This is a genomic window from Leifsonia sp. PARNA 1/14 (assembly GCF_055720965.1).
Map to the genome: position 1 here is coordinate 213,618 of NZ_JBVQSP010000001.1, position 13,786 is coordinate 227,403.

Here is a 13,786-nt window from a genome sequence, read left to right on the forward strand (position 1 = left end):
AAGGGTTGGCTAGCTGGTAGGGGGGCCACTGGTGGACCAGTGGCCCACGCGATCACTCCTCGATGCTGATGGGGGTGCCCAGCGCGAGGCGGTCGACCGCCTCGATCGCTTCACGCCCGAGTCGGATGCACCCATGGGAGACCGCTCCGGAGGAGACATCCTGATAGTGCACTCCGATCAGGCCGCCGTCCGTGCCGCCGAACGGTTCGTCGGCGCCCGTGGCGTGCAGGGAGGTGAGCTGAATGCGATGGGTCGCCTGGCCCTGCTTCGGATCGAGGTACCGCGCCTGAAGGTAGCCGGTCGTACCGGTCGGCGTCGGGGTGTCCCGCGTCCCCACGCCGACGGTGAAGCTCGCAGGCTGCTTTCCCTCCGCGTCGGTGATCGTGAGGGTCTGGGCGGACACCGAGACGACGATGCGGTGCGTGAGTTCGCCGAGCGGCTTGAGTGCCGGAGTGGGCATCCATGCCGCTGTCTGGGCCGGTGCGGTCGTGCCGTCAGCCGCCTTCGACGGGAGCACGCTTCGGCTTGCCGTCAGGATCATCGACCAGTCGCCCTTCGTGGCGACCGGCACGACGACCGTGGGCTTGCCGAGGAAGTCCGTCGCGCGCACGCGCGCGACGGGAGTGCTGAAGTCGTCGCCGTAGACAGGCGTGTCGAACGCGACGGTCTTCGCTGCCGTGAACTTCGGCGCGTGGGGTTCCGGCAGCAGGCCGGCGATGACCGCGTCGTAATCGGTGGCGGGGAGTGCGGCGATCGCGGAGGGCGTGAGCTCGGGAGGAAGGGCAGGCCCGGCTTCCGCGGACGGGGTCGAGACGGGAGTCGGCGTGCGGGAGGCCTGTGGGACGGCTGGTGAGCAGGCGACGAGAGTGAGGACGGTGATGCCGACGACGATGCCGACGGCCACGCCACGCGATGGGGCGAGGAAATGCTGTTTCATCATGTGCTGCGACGACAGCGGGGTGGATGCTCATCGCACCCACCCCGCTACTCGTTCGTGTCCGGCGTCAGCCGCTCACCACGGGCAGGTTCTTGCCCGTTTCGGCCGGGGTGGTCTCAGCCGGAGCCGGAGCCGGAGCCGGCTCGGGGGCCGGACCCTCGATGTCGTCGCCGGTCACGGTGATGGTGATGGTGTTGACCACGCCCGACGTCACACCCGTGAAGGTGAAGTCGATCTGCCCGGCTTCGGCGCTGCCGTCGAAGTAGAGCTGCGCGTGGACCGTGCCGCTCCGGTCGGCGGTGTAGGTGAGCTCGGCCATGTCGGCGCCGTTGTAGACGGAGGTCACCGTCACGGTCTCGCCCGGCGTGTAGCCCGACGCGACGATCTGCACGCCCACGTTGGGGTCGATCAGGTCGTCGGTGGAGATGGTCTTGGTGTTGGCCTCGATGCCCTTGTCGGCGCGGATGTCGAGCGGGATCGAGTTCGACGTGTCGTCGGCGTCGGACGTGGCGCTCACGATGATGTCCGCGCCGTCGGCGGGCAGCGGGAGGCCGGACACGGGCGTGAAGGCCTCGTCGGCGAAGGCGCCCGTGGCATCGGCGGTGACATCGTGGCTGTCGAGGACGCTGGAGTCCTCGGTGTTGGTGACGAGGATCGTCACGACGGCGTCGGCTGTGAAGCCGGAGCCGGAGACGTCGAGACCGGTGGCCCAGTCGCCCGCTGTGAAGGTGGAGTTCGCGAGCGTAAGGGTGCCGGTGGCGGCGCTGGCCGGAGCCGCTGCCAGGAGGCTCCCGGTGACGACGGCAGCGGCGACGGCCGCAGCGGCCACTCGGGTGCGCGTAGTTGAGATCATGATTCCCTTTAGAACGGTTTGCCCGCGTCGATCGACACGGCTCCCCGAATCTAGCGTTCTTCGCACATCAATCTCAAATTGAAATTTCTAACGTCTTGGGCTGGCTAATCCACTGGGGGCGCGTAGGTCTCGATCGAGACGATGCCCGACGACGGGTTGGTCGCCGAGAGGTGCACGATCGAGAAGCCTCCCGTCTCGAGGTCGGCCGCGTCGTTGAGGTAGCCGCCGGGCATGGTGCCGGTGGCGAGGGCGATCTCGCGAAGGATCTCTGGCAGCACCGGCCCGTGGCTGCAGAGCACGGCGGTCTTTCGGGAGCGGACCCGCTTGCCGACCACCCCGCGGACATCGCCCTTGCCCTCCTCATAGGCGTCCTGGCTGATTCCGGGCTCCCGTCGTGGCTTGATACCGGTGGCGGCAGCCAGGGGAGCGACTGTCGCGACGCAGCGGACCGCGTCGCTGGTGATGATGCGTCGCGGCCGCCAGGCGCGCAGGGAGGGCACGTCGCCGGCCGCCTGCTTGACGCCGCGATCGGTGAGCGGGCGCGACGCGTCCGGGCCGTCCCAGCCCCCGCGTGGCTCCGCCTTGCCGTGACGGAGGGCGATGAGGGCGAAGGTGGAGGTGATGCCCTGCTTCACGAGCGCCTCGAAGGCATCGAGGATCTCGACGTCGCGATCGTAGGTGAGGTAGCCGCGCGCCTTCTTGAGAGTGACCCATTCGATCGCCGCGATCTCGGAATTGGGCACGAAGGTCGACTGCTCGATAGCCTGATCGGTGACCTCGGCCGCCCAGTAGTGCACGATCTTCTCGCGCCCGGAGGTCAGCGGGTACGCCGAGACGCCGAGTGGGACGCCCAGCGCCACGGCCAGCCCGGTCTCCTCCCGGATCTCGCGCACGGCGGTCTGCGGAAGAGTCTCGCCCGGATCGACCTTGCCCTTGGGGATCGTGACATCGCCGTACTTGGTGCGGTGCACAACGAGCATGACGATCTTGTCGTCCACGATGCGCCAGCACAGAGCGCCCGCGGCGTAGATGGCGAGGCTCACCGCCTCGTTCCCGTGCGGGTGCTGCGGGGACGATGGCTGGCCTGCTGCTGCAGCTTGGTCTGGAGGTCGGTGAGCGGTGCGCCGTTCTCGTCGAGGTGGTGCCGGGTCCACACGCCGTCCTCGGCGAGCGTCCAGGCGGCGGTGCGCTCGTCGAAGGCGAGGTCGAACAGACGGCCGAGCTCGGCGAGGTGGTCGGGGTCGGCCAGCCGCACCAGCGCCTCCACCCGGCGGTCGAGGTTGCGGTGCATCATGTCGGCGCTGCCGATGTAGACGTGCGGGTCCCCGTCGTTCACGAACGAGAAGACGCGGGAGTGCTCGAGGTACCGGCCGAGCACGGAGCGGACGCGGATGTTCTCGGACAGCCCTTCGCGCCCGGGCACCAGACCGCAGATGCCGCGCACCCACAGCTCGACCGGCACGCCGGCCCGGCTCGCGCGGTACAGCGCGTCGATGATCGCCTCGTCGACGATCGAGTTGAGCTTGATGCGGATTCCGGACGGGCGCCCGGCCGCCGCGTTGGCGGCCTCGGTGTCGATGCGCTTCAGGAGGCCCTTGCGCAGGTGAAGCGGGGCGACCAGGAGGCGCTTGAACTTCTTCTCGATCGCGTATCCCGAGAGCTCGTTGAAGAGCCGGGTGAGGTCTTTGCCGACCTGGTCGTCCGCCGTCAGCAGGCCCAGGTCTTCGTAGATGCGCGAGGTCTTCGGGTTGTAGTTGCCCGTGCCGATGTGGCTGTAGTGCTTGAGCACGCCCTTCTCTTCGCGGATGACCAGCGCGAGCTTGCAGTGCGTCTTGAGCCCGACCAGCCCATACACCACGTGGACTCCTGCCTTCTCGAGCTTGCGCGCCCAGGAGATGTTGTTCTGCTCGTCGAAGCGCGCCTTGATCTCGACCAGGGCCAGGACCTGCTTTCCGGCCTCCGCCGCGTCGATCAGGGCCTCCACGATAGGGCTGTCGCCCGACGTGCGGTAGAGGGTCTGCTTGATGGCCAGCACGTGCGGGTCGGCCGCCGCCTGCTCGAGGAAGGCCTGCACGCTCGTCGCGAACGACTCGTAGGGGTGGTGCAGCAGGATGTCCTGCCGCGCGACCGCGGCGAAGACGTCGGGCTTGGCGTTCGGCTCGCTCGGCATGAGCTGCGGGGCCGTGGTGGGCACGTGGTTGGGGTAGTGAAGATCGGGCCGATCGATGCGCGCGAGGTCGAACAGACCGCCGAGGTCGAGCGGGGCCGGGAGGCGATAGACCTCCTGCTCGGTCACGTCGAGCTCGCGCACCAGCAGACCCAGGGTGACGTCGTCCATGTCGTCGGTCACCTCGAGGCGGATCGGCGGCCCGAAGCGGCGCCGCAGGAGCTCGCGCTCCAGTGCCTGGATGAGGTTCTCGGTCTCGTCCTCGTCGATCTCGACGTCTTCGTTGCGCGTGACGCGGAAGACGTGGTGGTCGAGGATCTCCATGCCGGGGAAGAGGTCGCCCAGGTGGTTGGCGATGAGGTCCTCCAGGCGAAGGAAGCGCACCTGCCCGAGACCCTCGCGCGCGTCGATGCGCACGAACCGCGGCAGCATCTGCGGCACCTTGAGGCGGGCGAACTGCTCCTTGCCCGTTCGCGAGTTGCGCACGCGCACCGAGAGGTTGAGGGACAGTCCGGAGATATACGGGAACGGATGGGCCGGGTCGACGGCGAGCGGCATCAGCACGGGGAAGATCTGCTGCGAGAAGACCTCGCGCATCTGCACCTTGTCGGCGTCGTCGAGTTCGTCCCACGAAGAGACCGTGATGCCGGCCTCCTCCAGAGCGGGCAGCACCAGCTCGCGATAGGCCTTGGCGTGCCGCACCTGGAGGACGTGCGCCTTCTCCGAGATGTCGGCCAGCACGTCCTGCGGGGCGCGGCCGACGTTCGTGGGCACCGCGAGCCCCGTGGCGATGCGACGCTTGAGCCCCGCGACGCGGACCATGAAGAACTCATCCAGGTTGCTGGCGAAGATCGCGAGGAAGTTGGCGCGTTCCAACACGGGCAGCAGCGGGTCCTCCGCCAGCTCGAGCACGCGCTGATTGAACGCCAGCCAGCTCAGCTCGCGGTCAAGATAGCGGCCGTCCGGCAGCGACGGATCGGGCTCGTAGATGAAGGGGGCGAAGTCGTCGTCGAAGTCGCTGCCCAGGCTGCCGCTCAGCCCGTTGTCGAGTAGGCCGTTCTCCAGTGTGGTGCGCTCGCCGTCCATGCCCACCATCATGGCACCGGACGAGCGGGCGGCGTCACGGGTCTCGGTTAACTGTGGACAAACGCCGATGCCGGCGGGTTGTGCAGAACGATCAGGGGTGCACGGAGGACGGCAGCCGGTCGTTCTCGTCCTCGTAGACGTTGAAGCGGTAGCCGACGTTGCGCACCGTCCCGATCAGCGACTCCAGGTCGCCCAGCTTCGCGCGCAGCCGGCGCACGTGGACGTCGACCGTGCGCGTGCCCCCGAAGTAGTCGTAGCCCCACACCTCGCTGAGCAGCTGCTCGCGCGTGAACACCCGCGAGGGGTGGGTCGCAAAGAACCGCAACAGCTCGAACTCCTTGAAAGTGAGGTCGAGCGTGCGCCCGTGCGCCTTCGCCGAATAGCTGGCCTCATCGATCGTGACGCCCGATGCCTGGATCTTCGACTGCGAGTGCTCCTGGCTCTGGCGCCCGATCGCCAGGCGGATGCGCGCGTCGACCTCCGCCGGCCCCGCGCTGTCGAGGACCACGTCGTTGACGCCCCAGTCGGCGCTCACGGCCGTGAGACCGCCCTCGGTGAGCACGAGCAGCAGCGGCACGGTGATGCCGGTGGTCGTGAGGATCTTGCAGAGCGACTTGGCGCTGGCCAGGTCGCGCCGGGCGTCGACGAAGATCAGGTCGCACGCCGGAGCGTTGACCAGCGATGCCGGTTCGGCGGGGATCTGACGGGTGCGGTGGCTGAGGAGACCGAGAGCGGGCAGCACCTCTGCTTCTTGCGCAGACGTGAGGATCAACAACTGCGCCACCCAGTTCCTCCTCGCCTCTTCGTGCCGCAATGCTACCGGAAACGCTTGGGCCGCCGGACCGCGGAGGATCGCGGCCGCCGGGCAGTACGCGAGGGGAGGCGCCCGCCGTGACGGCAGGGCACAATGGTGGGATGAGCGAGACGCCGCAGGACCCGGGACCGCTTGGCCCCGCCGCAGCCGCGGGGCCACCCCCGGAGCGGCTGCCGCGAGCCGCCGTCGCCTGGAGCGTCGGGGCGGTCTGGGCGCTCGCGCTCGTGCTCGGCGTCCTGATCGCGCTGCTGTCCCACCCCATTCAGTACGCGTCGTGGATCTCGCTCGCGCTCGGCGTGTGCGTGATCGCCTCCTTCGGAGTACAACTCGCGACTCAGCAGAAGGACGGCTTCGTCAACCGGCTCGCGACCACACTGACCGGCAGCTTCGTGATCCTCGGCGTCATCGGCGCGATCCTCGGCCTCACCACGCTCGGGCACTGACTAGACTGGCCGTATGCTCGTCGCTCTCGAACTCTTCTTCATCGGCCTGCTGGGTCTGGCCACCCTCGCCATCCTCGGTGTCTCCGGCGTGGTCGTTTACAACCTCTTCCGCGGCCAGCGCTAGGCATGATCGAGCTCCCCACCGACCTTCCGGCCGAACTCGTTCCGCTCTCCTGGCTGATCGGGGTCTGGGAGGGCACGGGTGTCGTCGACTACGCCGTCGGCGAGGAGGAGCACACCCAGCTGGAGTTCGGCCAGCGCATCAGCTTCAGCCAGGACGGCGAGGCGTACCTCAACTACTCGTCCACATCGTGGGTGCTCGACGAGAGCCGCACCCCGCTCGCGGCCGAGAGCGGCTACTGGCGGCTCAGCCGCGCGCTGGTGGAAGGCGACCCGGGTCCGGCGATGCTGCCCGGCCAGGGCGCACGGCCCTTCGGGACTCCGCAGGCGGTCGAGACGCTCCGCGCGTCGAGCGGCGGCTTCGACATCGACGTCGCGATCATCCACCCCGACGGCGTCAGCGAGCTCTACATCGGACAGGTGAACGGGCCGCGCATCGACCTGGCGACCGACGCCGTCATGCGCACCGCCGGCGCCAAGGAGTACAGCGCGGCCACGCGGCTCTACGGGCTGGTGGAGGGGCACCTGCTCTGGGCCTGGGACATCGCGGCGCTGGGCCAGGATCTCCGCACGCACGCGTCGGCCCGGCTCGCCAAGGTCGAGTGACGTGACCGCTTCGCCCTTCCTCGGCCTCCCCGGCGCCGTCGACACGGCGCAGAGCGGGGTGCCGTCGCATTACGGCAGCCCGCTCGCCGAGCAACGCGCGCTCGTCGACGGCGCAGCCATCGTCGACCTCTCCGATCGCGCTGTCCTCTCGATCACCGGCCCCGACCGGCTGAGCTGGCTCAACTCGCTCACCAGTCAGTCGCTGCTCGGCCTCCAGCCCGGCGAGTCGTCCGAGACGCTGCTGCTCGACGTCACCGGTCGCGTGGAGCACGCCGTCAGGCTGATCGAGGACGGCACGGCGTTGTGGCTCCTCGTCGACCGCCCGGAAGCCGCGGGCCTCCTCTCGTGGCTCGACTCCATGCGGTTCATGCTGCGCGTCGAGCTCGCCGACCACACCGAGAACCTTGCGACGATCGGCACGCTCGGCGATCCGCCGCTGCCGCTCGCCGCGCCCCACGGCGTGCCGCTCGTGTGGCACGACCCGTGGCGCGCGGTGACGCCGGGAGGCCACCAGTACGCCACCGGCGAGCACCCCGGCGCAGGCTGGACCTGGAGCGAACGGGTGGTGCCGCGCGAGGCGCTGGCCTCCATCGCGTCGCGCGTCGAGTCGGGGGAGCTCGCCGTAGCGGGCACGCTCGCGGCCGACGCGCTCCGCATCGCCGCCTGGCGGCCCCGCTTCGCCACCGAGGTGGACGAACGCACGATCCCGCACGAGCTCGACTGGCTGCGCACCGCGGTGCACCTGACCAAGGGGTGCTACCGCGGGCAGGAGACGGTCGCGAAGGTGCACAACCTCGGCCACCCGCCGCGCCGTCTGGTGATGCTGCACCTCGACGGGTCAGAAGGAGTGCATCCCGTGGCCGGTGCCGAGGTCACGCTCGACGGCCGGGTGGTCGGAACCGTCACCTCGTCGGCGCTGCACTACGAGCTCGGCCCGATCGCGTTGGCGGTCGTCAAACGCGGCACCGACGCCACGGTCACGCTGACGGTCGACGCCGAGGGGAGCCTCATCGCCGCGGCGCAGGAGGTCGTGGTGCCTCCGGAGGCCGGGGCAGAGGCCCACGTGCCCCACCTTCCGCGGCTGGGCGCCGTAACGCGCACCCCGCGCGCCTGACGCGCCTGACGCCGGCCCGATTCGCCGCCTACACGGGCGCGACAGCGTCCCACGCGACGGTGAGCTCGCCGAGTCGCCAGCGGGACCGATCGCCGACGATGGGCCAGCCGGCGGCCCGCATCCCGTGGGCCACCGCGATCCAGCGCTGCTTCGGGCCGTACGCGGCGAGCGGTGCGTGGACGCGCCACAGCCGGTCGAGGTCCTGAAGGTACACGTGCACGCGTTCGCCGGGCACGTTCCGGTGGATGAGCGCCTTGGGCAGCCGCTCGGCCACGACGCTCGGCGCAGCCAGCCCGTGGAGTCGCAGCGAGATCGACAGCGTCTGCGGTCCCGTGGGGTCGAGGGTGACCCAGCTGGAGATCCGGCCGATCTCGTCGCAGGTGCCCTCGACGAGTGCTCCGCCCAGCTGCAGCCGGCCGAGCATGCGGCTCCACGCGGCGGCGACCTCCGACTCGTCGTACTGCCGCAGCACGTTGAAGGCGCGGATGACGGCGGCGTGCCGCCCCTCGGGCAACGGCACCTCGAAGCCACCGACGCGGAATCCCACCCGCGCCGCGGAGTCGAACGCGGTGCTGCCTGCGCGGACGGCCTCCAGCTGGGCCAGCGCGGTCCGTACCCGTCCCGGATCGATCTCGAGCCCGAGCACCTCCACGTCCGCGCGCACGCGCGCCAGCCGGTGCTGGAGCTCGAACGCCGTCACGCCGCTCGCCCCGTAGCCGAGGTCGACGACCAGGGGGTCGCCCGTCCGGCGCAGCGCGGGGAGGGAGGCGATCCAGCGGTCGACGCGGCGCAGCCGGTTCGTGTTGGTCGTACCGCGGGTGACCGTGCCGACGGCGCGGGAGGACGTGGGCGGCATATGACAAGATTAATCGCATGGCCGCTCCCTACACTCTGATCCTCCTCCGCCACGGCAACAGCGAGTGGAACCAGCAGAACCTGTTCACCGGCTGGGTCGACGTCCGGCTCAGCGAGCAGGGCGTCGCCGAGGCCAAGCGCGCGGGCGAACTGCTGGCCGAGTCGGGCCTCGAGCCCGACATCCTCTACACGTCGGTCCTCACCCGCGCCATCCAGACCGCCGACTACGCGCTCGACGTGGCCGACCGTCTCTGGATCCCCGTCGAGCGGTCGTGGCGTCTCAACGAGCGCCACTACGGCGCCCTCCAGGGCCTCGACAAGGCCGACACCCTCGAGAAGTACGGGCCGGAGCAGTTCCAGCTGTGGCGCCGGTCGTTCGACGTGCCGCCGCCGCCGCTGCCCGACGACAGCCAGTGGTCGCAGGCCCACGATCCGCGTTACGCGGGTCTCGGCGACGACCTCCCGCGCACCGAGTGCCTGAAGGACGTCATCGCGCGCATGCTGCCGTACTGGGAGACCGACATCACCGTCAGCCTCGCCGAGGGCAAGACGGTGCTGGTCACCGCGCACGGCAACTCGCTGCGCGCCCTGGTGAAGCACCTCGACGGCATCTCCGACGACGAGATCGCCGAGCTCAACATCCCCACCGGCATCCCGCTGGTCTACAAGCTCGACGAGACCTTCGCCCCGATCGAGCCCGCCGTCTACCTCGACCCCGAGGCCGCAGCGGCGGGTGCCGCCGCAGTCGCCGCCCAGGGCAAGAAGTAACGGTCACGACCGACCACTCGTACGTCGTCGTCGCGTTCCTGCCGGAGCGCGGCGGCGACGCCGTCGTTCCGGGCGAGTTCAGCGCGGGGGACTGGCCGTTGCACGTCACGATCGTGCCGCCCTTCGCGACGGGTCTCGACGCGGAGGCCGTGGCCGCGTTGTTGCCGCACGGTCCGCGCCTCCCGATCGTCGCGGGGGCGCGCGCGTCGTTCGGGCACCGTCGGACGGTGCCGGTCACGCTGGTGCGGCCGTCGCCGGCGCTGCTCGCGCTGCACCGCGCCTCTGTGAACGCCCTGGAGGCCGCGGGCGCGGTCATAGCGGACCAGCGGCACATCCGCTCGGGCTATCGCCCGCACGCCTCCGATCAGCGCGCCGGTGCACTCGCCCCCGGCGATCACGCCTCCCTCACCGAGATCGCACTCGTCGAGCGGACCCCGGGGTCCCGACGCCGCGTCGCCGCTCGCATCCCCCTCGCCTGAGCGCATCGAGACGGTGCGAACTCACGCGAAAACCGCCGAGGAGGCAGAGAATCTGCCGCCTCGGCGGTTTTGCGAGAGAAGGAAGGCGCGGCTCAGACGGCGACTTCGGGCGCCCAGTCACCCGTGGCGAGGTACTGCACCTTCTTGGCGATCGAGACCGCGTGGTCGGCGAAGCGCTCGTGGTAGCGGCTTGCGAGGGTCGCGTCGACGGTGTCGACGGCCTGCCCCTTCCACGTCTCGCCGAGGACCTTGTCGAACACGCTGGCGTGCAGTTCGTCGATGTCGTCGTCGTCGTTGCGGATCTCGTCGGCGAGGCGGATGTCCTGCGTGCGCAGCAGCTCGGCGAGCTTCTCGGCGATCTGCACGTCGAGGCGTCCCATCTCGGCGAAGGTCGAGCGGAGGCTCTTCGGCACGACCTTGTCGGGGAAACGGTAGCGCGCGAGCTGAGCGATGTGCTCGGCCATGTCGCCCATCCGCTCGAGCGACGCGCTGATGCGCAGCGCGCTGACGACGATGCGGAGGTCGCGGGCGACGGGCTGCTGACGGGCGAGGATCTGGATCGACAGTTCGTCCAGCACGACCGTGAGCTCGTCGATGCGGTGGTCGTTGGCGATCACCTCTTCGGCGAGGGTCACATCGGACTCGTTGAAGGCCTGGGTGGCACTGCGGATCGAGCGCACGACCAGCTCGGCGATCTCGACCAGCCGGTCCTGGACTTCGGCCAGCTCCTGCTGGAAAACTTCGCGCATGTGATGGGTCCTTCCTGGGCGTGCGCGCGCACGCGGAATACGGGGGTCGATCGACCCCGAGACGATGCTCGCGTCGGGAGGTTAACGGTTGGTGCCGTCCACCTGAACACTGTCTAACGTACCCGCGAAAACACGCGGCGCAGAGCCTGATCGGTCACGGCGCGTCCGACCGCATCGCCTACGATTTGGGTATGGACTCCGCCTGGTTGGTGCTGCTCTCGCTCGGGCTGGGGCTGGCTGTCGGCGCGGGGTTCGTCTGGATCCTCCACCTCGCCGCACGCCGTGGTGATCACGCGGCCGCGGTGTCCAACCCGGCTGTGCCCGACGGGGTCGATCAGGTGCTCGATGCGATGGAGTCGGCCGGCGTCGTCCTCGACCCGTCGAACAACGTGATCAAAGCCTCCCCGGGCGCGCACGCCATCGGCCTGGTCTGGAACGGGCTGCTCGTGCACCCGCACCTGGTGGACATCGTCGACCGTGTGCGCCGCACAGGCGAGCCGGTGACCGAGGAGTGCGAGCTCGCGCGCGGACCGTTCGGCGACGCCAACATCCATCTGAGCGTGCGCGCGGCGCGATTGGGCTCGCGCTACATCCTTCTGCTGGCGGAGGACCGCACCGAGTCGTTCCGGCTCGAGTCGGTGCGGCGCGACTTCGTCGCGAACATCAGTCACGAGCTGAAGACGCCGATCGGCGCGGTCAGCCTGCTCGCCGAGGCCCTGGACGACGCGTCGGACGACCCGGAGCAGGTGCGGCGGTTCGCGCTGCGCCTCAGCGAGGAGGCCTCCCGGCTGGCCCGCATCACGCAGGACATCATCGAGCTGAGCCGCCTCCAGGCCGCCGATGCCCTCGGTGACGCCGAGCAGCTCTCGGCCAAGAAGGTCGTCAGGGCAGCGATCGACCAGAACCGCGTCGCCGCCGAGGCCCGCCAGATCGAGATCGCGATGCGCGGCGAGAAGGACGCGAGCGTGATCGGCAACGAGGCACTCCTCGTCACCGCCGTGCACAACCTCATCTCGAACGCCATCCAGTACTCGCCGGAGGACTCCCGGGTCGGCATCGGCGTCCGGACGGTCGACGGCGTCGTCGAGATCGCCGTCACCGACCAAGGCGAGGGCATCCCGGAGGACGACCTCGACCGCGTCTTCGAACGGTTCTTCCGCGTGGACCAGGCCCGCTCCCGCAACACCGGCGGCACCGGGCTCGGCCTCGCGATCGTCAAGCACGCCGTGCAGAATCACGGCGGCGAGGTCCGGGTCTGGTCCCAGCCCGGACGCGGCTCCACCTTCACGATCCGGCTGCCGGAGGCGGCCACCGTGCGTCCCCCGATTGGAGAGAACCTGTGACAGCCATCCTGCTCGTCGAGGACGAGGCCGCCCTCAGCGAGCCCCTCGCGTACCTGCTCAAGCGCGAAGGATACGAGGTGACGGTCGCCGAGGACGGACCGACGGCCCTGGCCGAGTTCGACCGCGTCGGAGCCGACCTGATCCTGCTCGACCTCATGCTCCCCGGCATCCCCGGAACGGAGGTCTGCCGCGAGATCCGTACTCGGTCGACCGTGCCGATCATCATGCTGACGGCCAAGGACTCCGAGGTCGACATCGTCGTCGGGCTCGAGCTCGGCGCCGACGACTACGTGACCAAGCCGTACTCCTCACGCGAGCTCCTGGCGCGCATCCGCGCCGTGCTGCGTCGACGCGTCGACGAGGCCGAGCTGGAGGACGACGGCATCCTGGAGGCCGGCACGGTGCGCATGGACGTCGACCGCCACACGGTCGCGGTGAGCGGCGGCGAGATCTCCATGCCGCTGAAGGAATTCGAGCTGCTGGAGCTGCTGCTGCGCAACGCCGGACGTGTGCTCACGCGTGGTCAGCTCATCGACCGGGTGTGGGGGAGCGACTACTTCGGCGACACCAAGACGCTCGACGTTCACATCAAGCGCATCCGGTCGCGTATCGAGGAGAGCCCCTCCGACCCGCAGATGCTGGTCACGGTGCGCGGGCTCGGCTACCGCTTCAACGCCTGACCGTTCCCTGCCGTTCCCGGCGGGAGCAACGACGAAGCCGCCCTCGCGATCGCGGGGGCGGCTTCGTCGTGTGCGGGCCTCGCCCGCCGCGATCAGTTCTGCGCCGGCAGGATGGTCGGCGGAACCAGGTCTTTGTAGTCGGGGAGGCCGCCGTCGAGCACAGGGACGCTCAGCTTCACGCCGGTGGCGTCGCCGTACTGGAAGTAGACAGGGTAGAGGCTGCCGGGGAGGGCGTCGAACGGGGTCAGGAACACGTTGTTCTGCGTCGCCTCGTCGGGCTGTGTGCCGACCTTCTTCACCTGGCCGGCCTCGACGGTGATCTCGGCCGCAGCGCCGGAGGAGCCGGAGGTGATGGCGACCCGGTGGCTCTTGCTGTCGGTGTTGACCAGCGTGACCACGAGGTTGCCGACCTTGCCGCCGACGCCGTCGGTCACGATGAAGGCGTTGCGCACGTCGATCGCTCCGACGCTGCCGCCGACGCCGTCGCTCGGGTCGTAGTGCTTCGTTGTCGCCTGCGGTGCGATGAGACCGCACCCGGCCGTGCCGACTGCGACCGCCAGGGCGAGGACGATGGACGCCGCGACACGAGCTTTCACTGGAATGACCCTCCGAATCGTTCCGCTCGACGGCGCGCTGATGCCTTGTCAGGAAGCGGATTTCAGCACGAGTTTACCGTATGCCGACAGGCGTTCCCCGCGCCGGCGGGGGCGCGAGGGCGAACCTTAGCATGTGCCTCGTGTGGTATCCTATTCGTTGCTGAAGGGACAACATA

15 protein-coding genes are annotated in these 13,786 nt (G+C 69.6%); 7 read left to right on the top strand and 8 right to left on the bottom strand.

Going from position 1 to position 13,786, the window contains the following annotated elements; genetic code table 11:
- Nucleotides 1-52: 52 nt before the first annotated feature.
- The 5 genes from AC0HS0_RS01105 to AC0HS0_RS01125 all read right to left on the bottom strand — a co-directional run bounded on the left by AC0HS0_RS01105 (nucleotide 53) and on the right by AC0HS0_RS01125 (nucleotide 5,827).
- Nucleotides 53-940 carry a L,D-transpeptidase family protein gene (locus AC0HS0_RS01105; RefSeq protein WP_472961059.1) on the bottom strand — a complete coding sequence of 296 codons (888 nt, stop codon included), beginning with the start codon at nucleotides 938-940 and terminating at the stop codon, nucleotides 53-55.
- A gap of 64 nt (nucleotides 941-1,004) precedes the next feature.
- A complete protein-coding gene (locus tag AC0HS0_RS01110) occupies nucleotides 1,005-1,790 on the bottom strand; it encodes a hypothetical protein (RefSeq protein ID WP_472961060.1) in 786 nt (261 codons plus the stop codon).
- Between the two features lie 104 nt (nucleotides 1,791-1,894).
- Nucleotides 1,895-2,833, bottom strand: a complete 939-nt coding sequence (locus AC0HS0_RS01115) for an NUDIX hydrolase (RefSeq protein WP_472961062.1) — start codon at nucleotides 2,831-2,833, stop codon at nucleotides 1,895-1,897.
- Nucleotides 2,830-5,043: an RNA degradosome polyphosphate kinase gene (locus AC0HS0_RS01120; RefSeq protein WP_472961063.1), complete on the bottom strand. Its 2,214-nt coding sequence runs from the start codon at nucleotides 5,041-5,043 to the stop codon at nucleotides 2,830-2,832. The genes AC0HS0_RS01115 and AC0HS0_RS01120 overlap by 4 nt, the downstream gene beginning before the upstream one ends.
- A 91-nt stretch (nucleotides 5,044-5,134) precedes the next feature.
- Nucleotides 5,135-5,827 carry a response regulator transcription factor gene (locus tag AC0HS0_RS01125; RefSeq protein ID WP_472961065.1) on the bottom strand — a complete coding sequence of 231 codons (693 nt, stop codon included), beginning with the start codon at nucleotides 5,825-5,827 and terminating at the stop codon, nucleotides 5,135-5,137.
- 131 nt (nucleotides 5,828-5,958) lie between these two features.
- On the opposite strand from AC0HS0_RS01125, the gene AC0HS0_RS01130 reads away from it, so the two are divergent.
- The 3 genes from AC0HS0_RS01130 to ygfZ all read left to right on the top strand — a co-directional run bounded on the left by AC0HS0_RS01130 (nucleotide 5,959) and on the right by ygfZ (nucleotide 8,140).
- Nucleotides 5,959-6,300 carry a hypothetical protein gene (locus AC0HS0_RS01130; protein WP_472961067.1) on the top strand — a complete coding sequence of 114 codons (342 nt, stop codon included), beginning with the start codon at nucleotides 5,959-5,961 and terminating at the stop codon, nucleotides 6,298-6,300.
- 126 nt (nucleotides 6,301-6,426) lie between these two features.
- Nucleotides 6,427-7,026, top strand: coding sequence for a heme-binding beta-barrel domain-containing protein (locus AC0HS0_RS01135; RefSeq protein WP_472961068.1), 600 nt, complete (start codon nucleotides 6,427-6,429; stop codon nucleotides 7,024-7,026).
- Between the two features lies 1 nt (nucleotide 7,027).
- On the top strand, nucleotides 7,028-8,140 hold the full coding sequence (gene ygfZ, locus AC0HS0_RS01140; RefSeq protein ID WP_472961070.1) for a CAF17-like 4Fe-4S cluster assembly/insertion protein YgfZ: 1,113 nt from the start codon (nucleotides 7,028-7,030) through the stop codon (nucleotides 8,138-8,140).
- A gap of 28 nt (nucleotides 8,141-8,168) precedes the next feature.
- Here the strand turns inward: ygfZ and AC0HS0_RS01145 are convergent, their stop codons facing one another.
- Nucleotides 8,169-8,996, bottom strand: coding sequence for a class I SAM-dependent methyltransferase (locus tag AC0HS0_RS01145; RefSeq protein WP_472961071.1), 828 nt, complete (start codon nucleotides 8,994-8,996; stop codon nucleotides 8,169-8,171).
- Nucleotides 8,997-9,013: 17 nt separating this feature from the next.
- On the opposite strand from AC0HS0_RS01145, the gene AC0HS0_RS01150 reads away from it, so the two are divergent.
- Nucleotides 9,014-9,763, top strand: a complete 750-nt coding sequence (locus AC0HS0_RS01150; protein WP_472961073.1) for a phosphoglyceromutase — start codon at nucleotides 9,014-9,016, stop codon at nucleotides 9,761-9,763.
- A 98-nt stretch (nucleotides 9,764-9,861) separates the two neighbouring features.
- A complete protein-coding gene (locus tag AC0HS0_RS01155) occupies nucleotides 9,862-10,242 on the top strand; it encodes a 2'-5' RNA ligase family protein (RefSeq protein ID WP_472961074.1) in 381 nt (126 codons plus the stop codon).
- A 92-nt stretch (nucleotides 10,243-10,334) separates the two neighbouring features.
- Here the strand turns inward: AC0HS0_RS01155 and phoU are convergent, their stop codons facing one another.
- Nucleotides 10,335-10,991 (bottom strand): phosphate signaling complex protein PhoU, encoded by a 657-nt coding sequence (gene phoU / locus AC0HS0_RS01160; RefSeq protein WP_472961075.1) that lies wholly within the window; start codon nucleotides 10,989-10,991, stop codon nucleotides 10,335-10,337.
- A 191-nt stretch (nucleotides 10,992-11,182) separates the two neighbouring features.
- On the opposite strand from phoU, the gene AC0HS0_RS01165 reads away from it, so the two are divergent.
- Entirely contained in the window at nucleotides 11,183-12,334 is a 1,152-nt protein-coding gene (locus tag AC0HS0_RS01165; protein WP_472961077.1) for a sensor histidine kinase, read from the top strand.
- Entirely contained in the window at nucleotides 12,331-13,014 is a 684-nt protein-coding gene (locus AC0HS0_RS01170) for a response regulator (RefSeq protein WP_472961078.1), read from the top strand. Before AC0HS0_RS01165 ends, AC0HS0_RS01170 begins: the two co-directional genes overlap by 4 nt.
- A 92-nt stretch (nucleotides 13,015-13,106) precedes the next feature.
- On the opposite strand, the gene AC0HS0_RS01175 is transcribed toward AC0HS0_RS01170, so the two are convergent.
- On the bottom strand, nucleotides 13,107-13,610 hold the full coding sequence (locus AC0HS0_RS01175) for a hypothetical protein (protein WP_472961079.1): 504 nt from the start codon (nucleotides 13,608-13,610) through the stop codon (nucleotides 13,107-13,109).
- Between the last annotated feature and the right edge of the window lie 176 nt (nucleotides 13,611-13,786).

Excerpts from the sequence above, each read along its gene's own strand:
- AC0HS0_RS01105 (WP_472961059.1), bottom strand. The coding sequence starts at position 940 with ATGATGAAACAGCATTTCCTCGCCCCATCGCGTGGCGTGGCCGTCGGC.
- AC0HS0_RS01120 (WP_472961063.1), bottom strand. The coding sequence starts at position 5,043 with ATGGACGGCGAGCGCACCACACTGGAGAACGGCCTACTCGACAACGGG.
- AC0HS0_RS01145 (WP_472961071.1), bottom strand. The coding sequence starts at position 8,996 with ATGCCGCCCACGTCCTCCCGCGCCGTCGGCACGGTCACCCGCGGTACG.
- phoU (WP_472961075.1), bottom strand. The coding sequence starts at position 10,991 with ATGCGCGAAGTTTTCCAGCAGGAGCTGGCCGAAGTCCAGGACCGGCTG.
- AC0HS0_RS01130 (WP_472961067.1), top strand. The coding sequence starts at position 5,959 with ATGAGCGAGACGCCGCAGGACCCGGGACCGCTTGGCCCCGCCGCAGCC.
- AC0HS0_RS01150 (WP_472961073.1), top strand. The coding sequence starts at position 9,014 with ATGGCCGCTCCCTACACTCTGATCCTCCTCCGCCACGGCAACAGCGAG.
- AC0HS0_RS01135 (WP_472961068.1), top strand. The coding sequence starts at position 6,427 with ATGATCGAGCTCCCCACCGACCTTCCGGCCGAACTCGTTCCGCTCTCC.
- AC0HS0_RS01110 (WP_472961060.1), bottom strand. The coding sequence starts at position 1,790 with ATGATCTCAACTACGCGCACCCGAGTGGCCGCTGCGGCCGTCGCCGCT.
- AC0HS0_RS01165 (WP_472961077.1), top strand. The coding sequence starts at position 11,183 with ATGGACTCCGCCTGGTTGGTGCTGCTCTCGCTCGGGCTGGGGCTGGCT.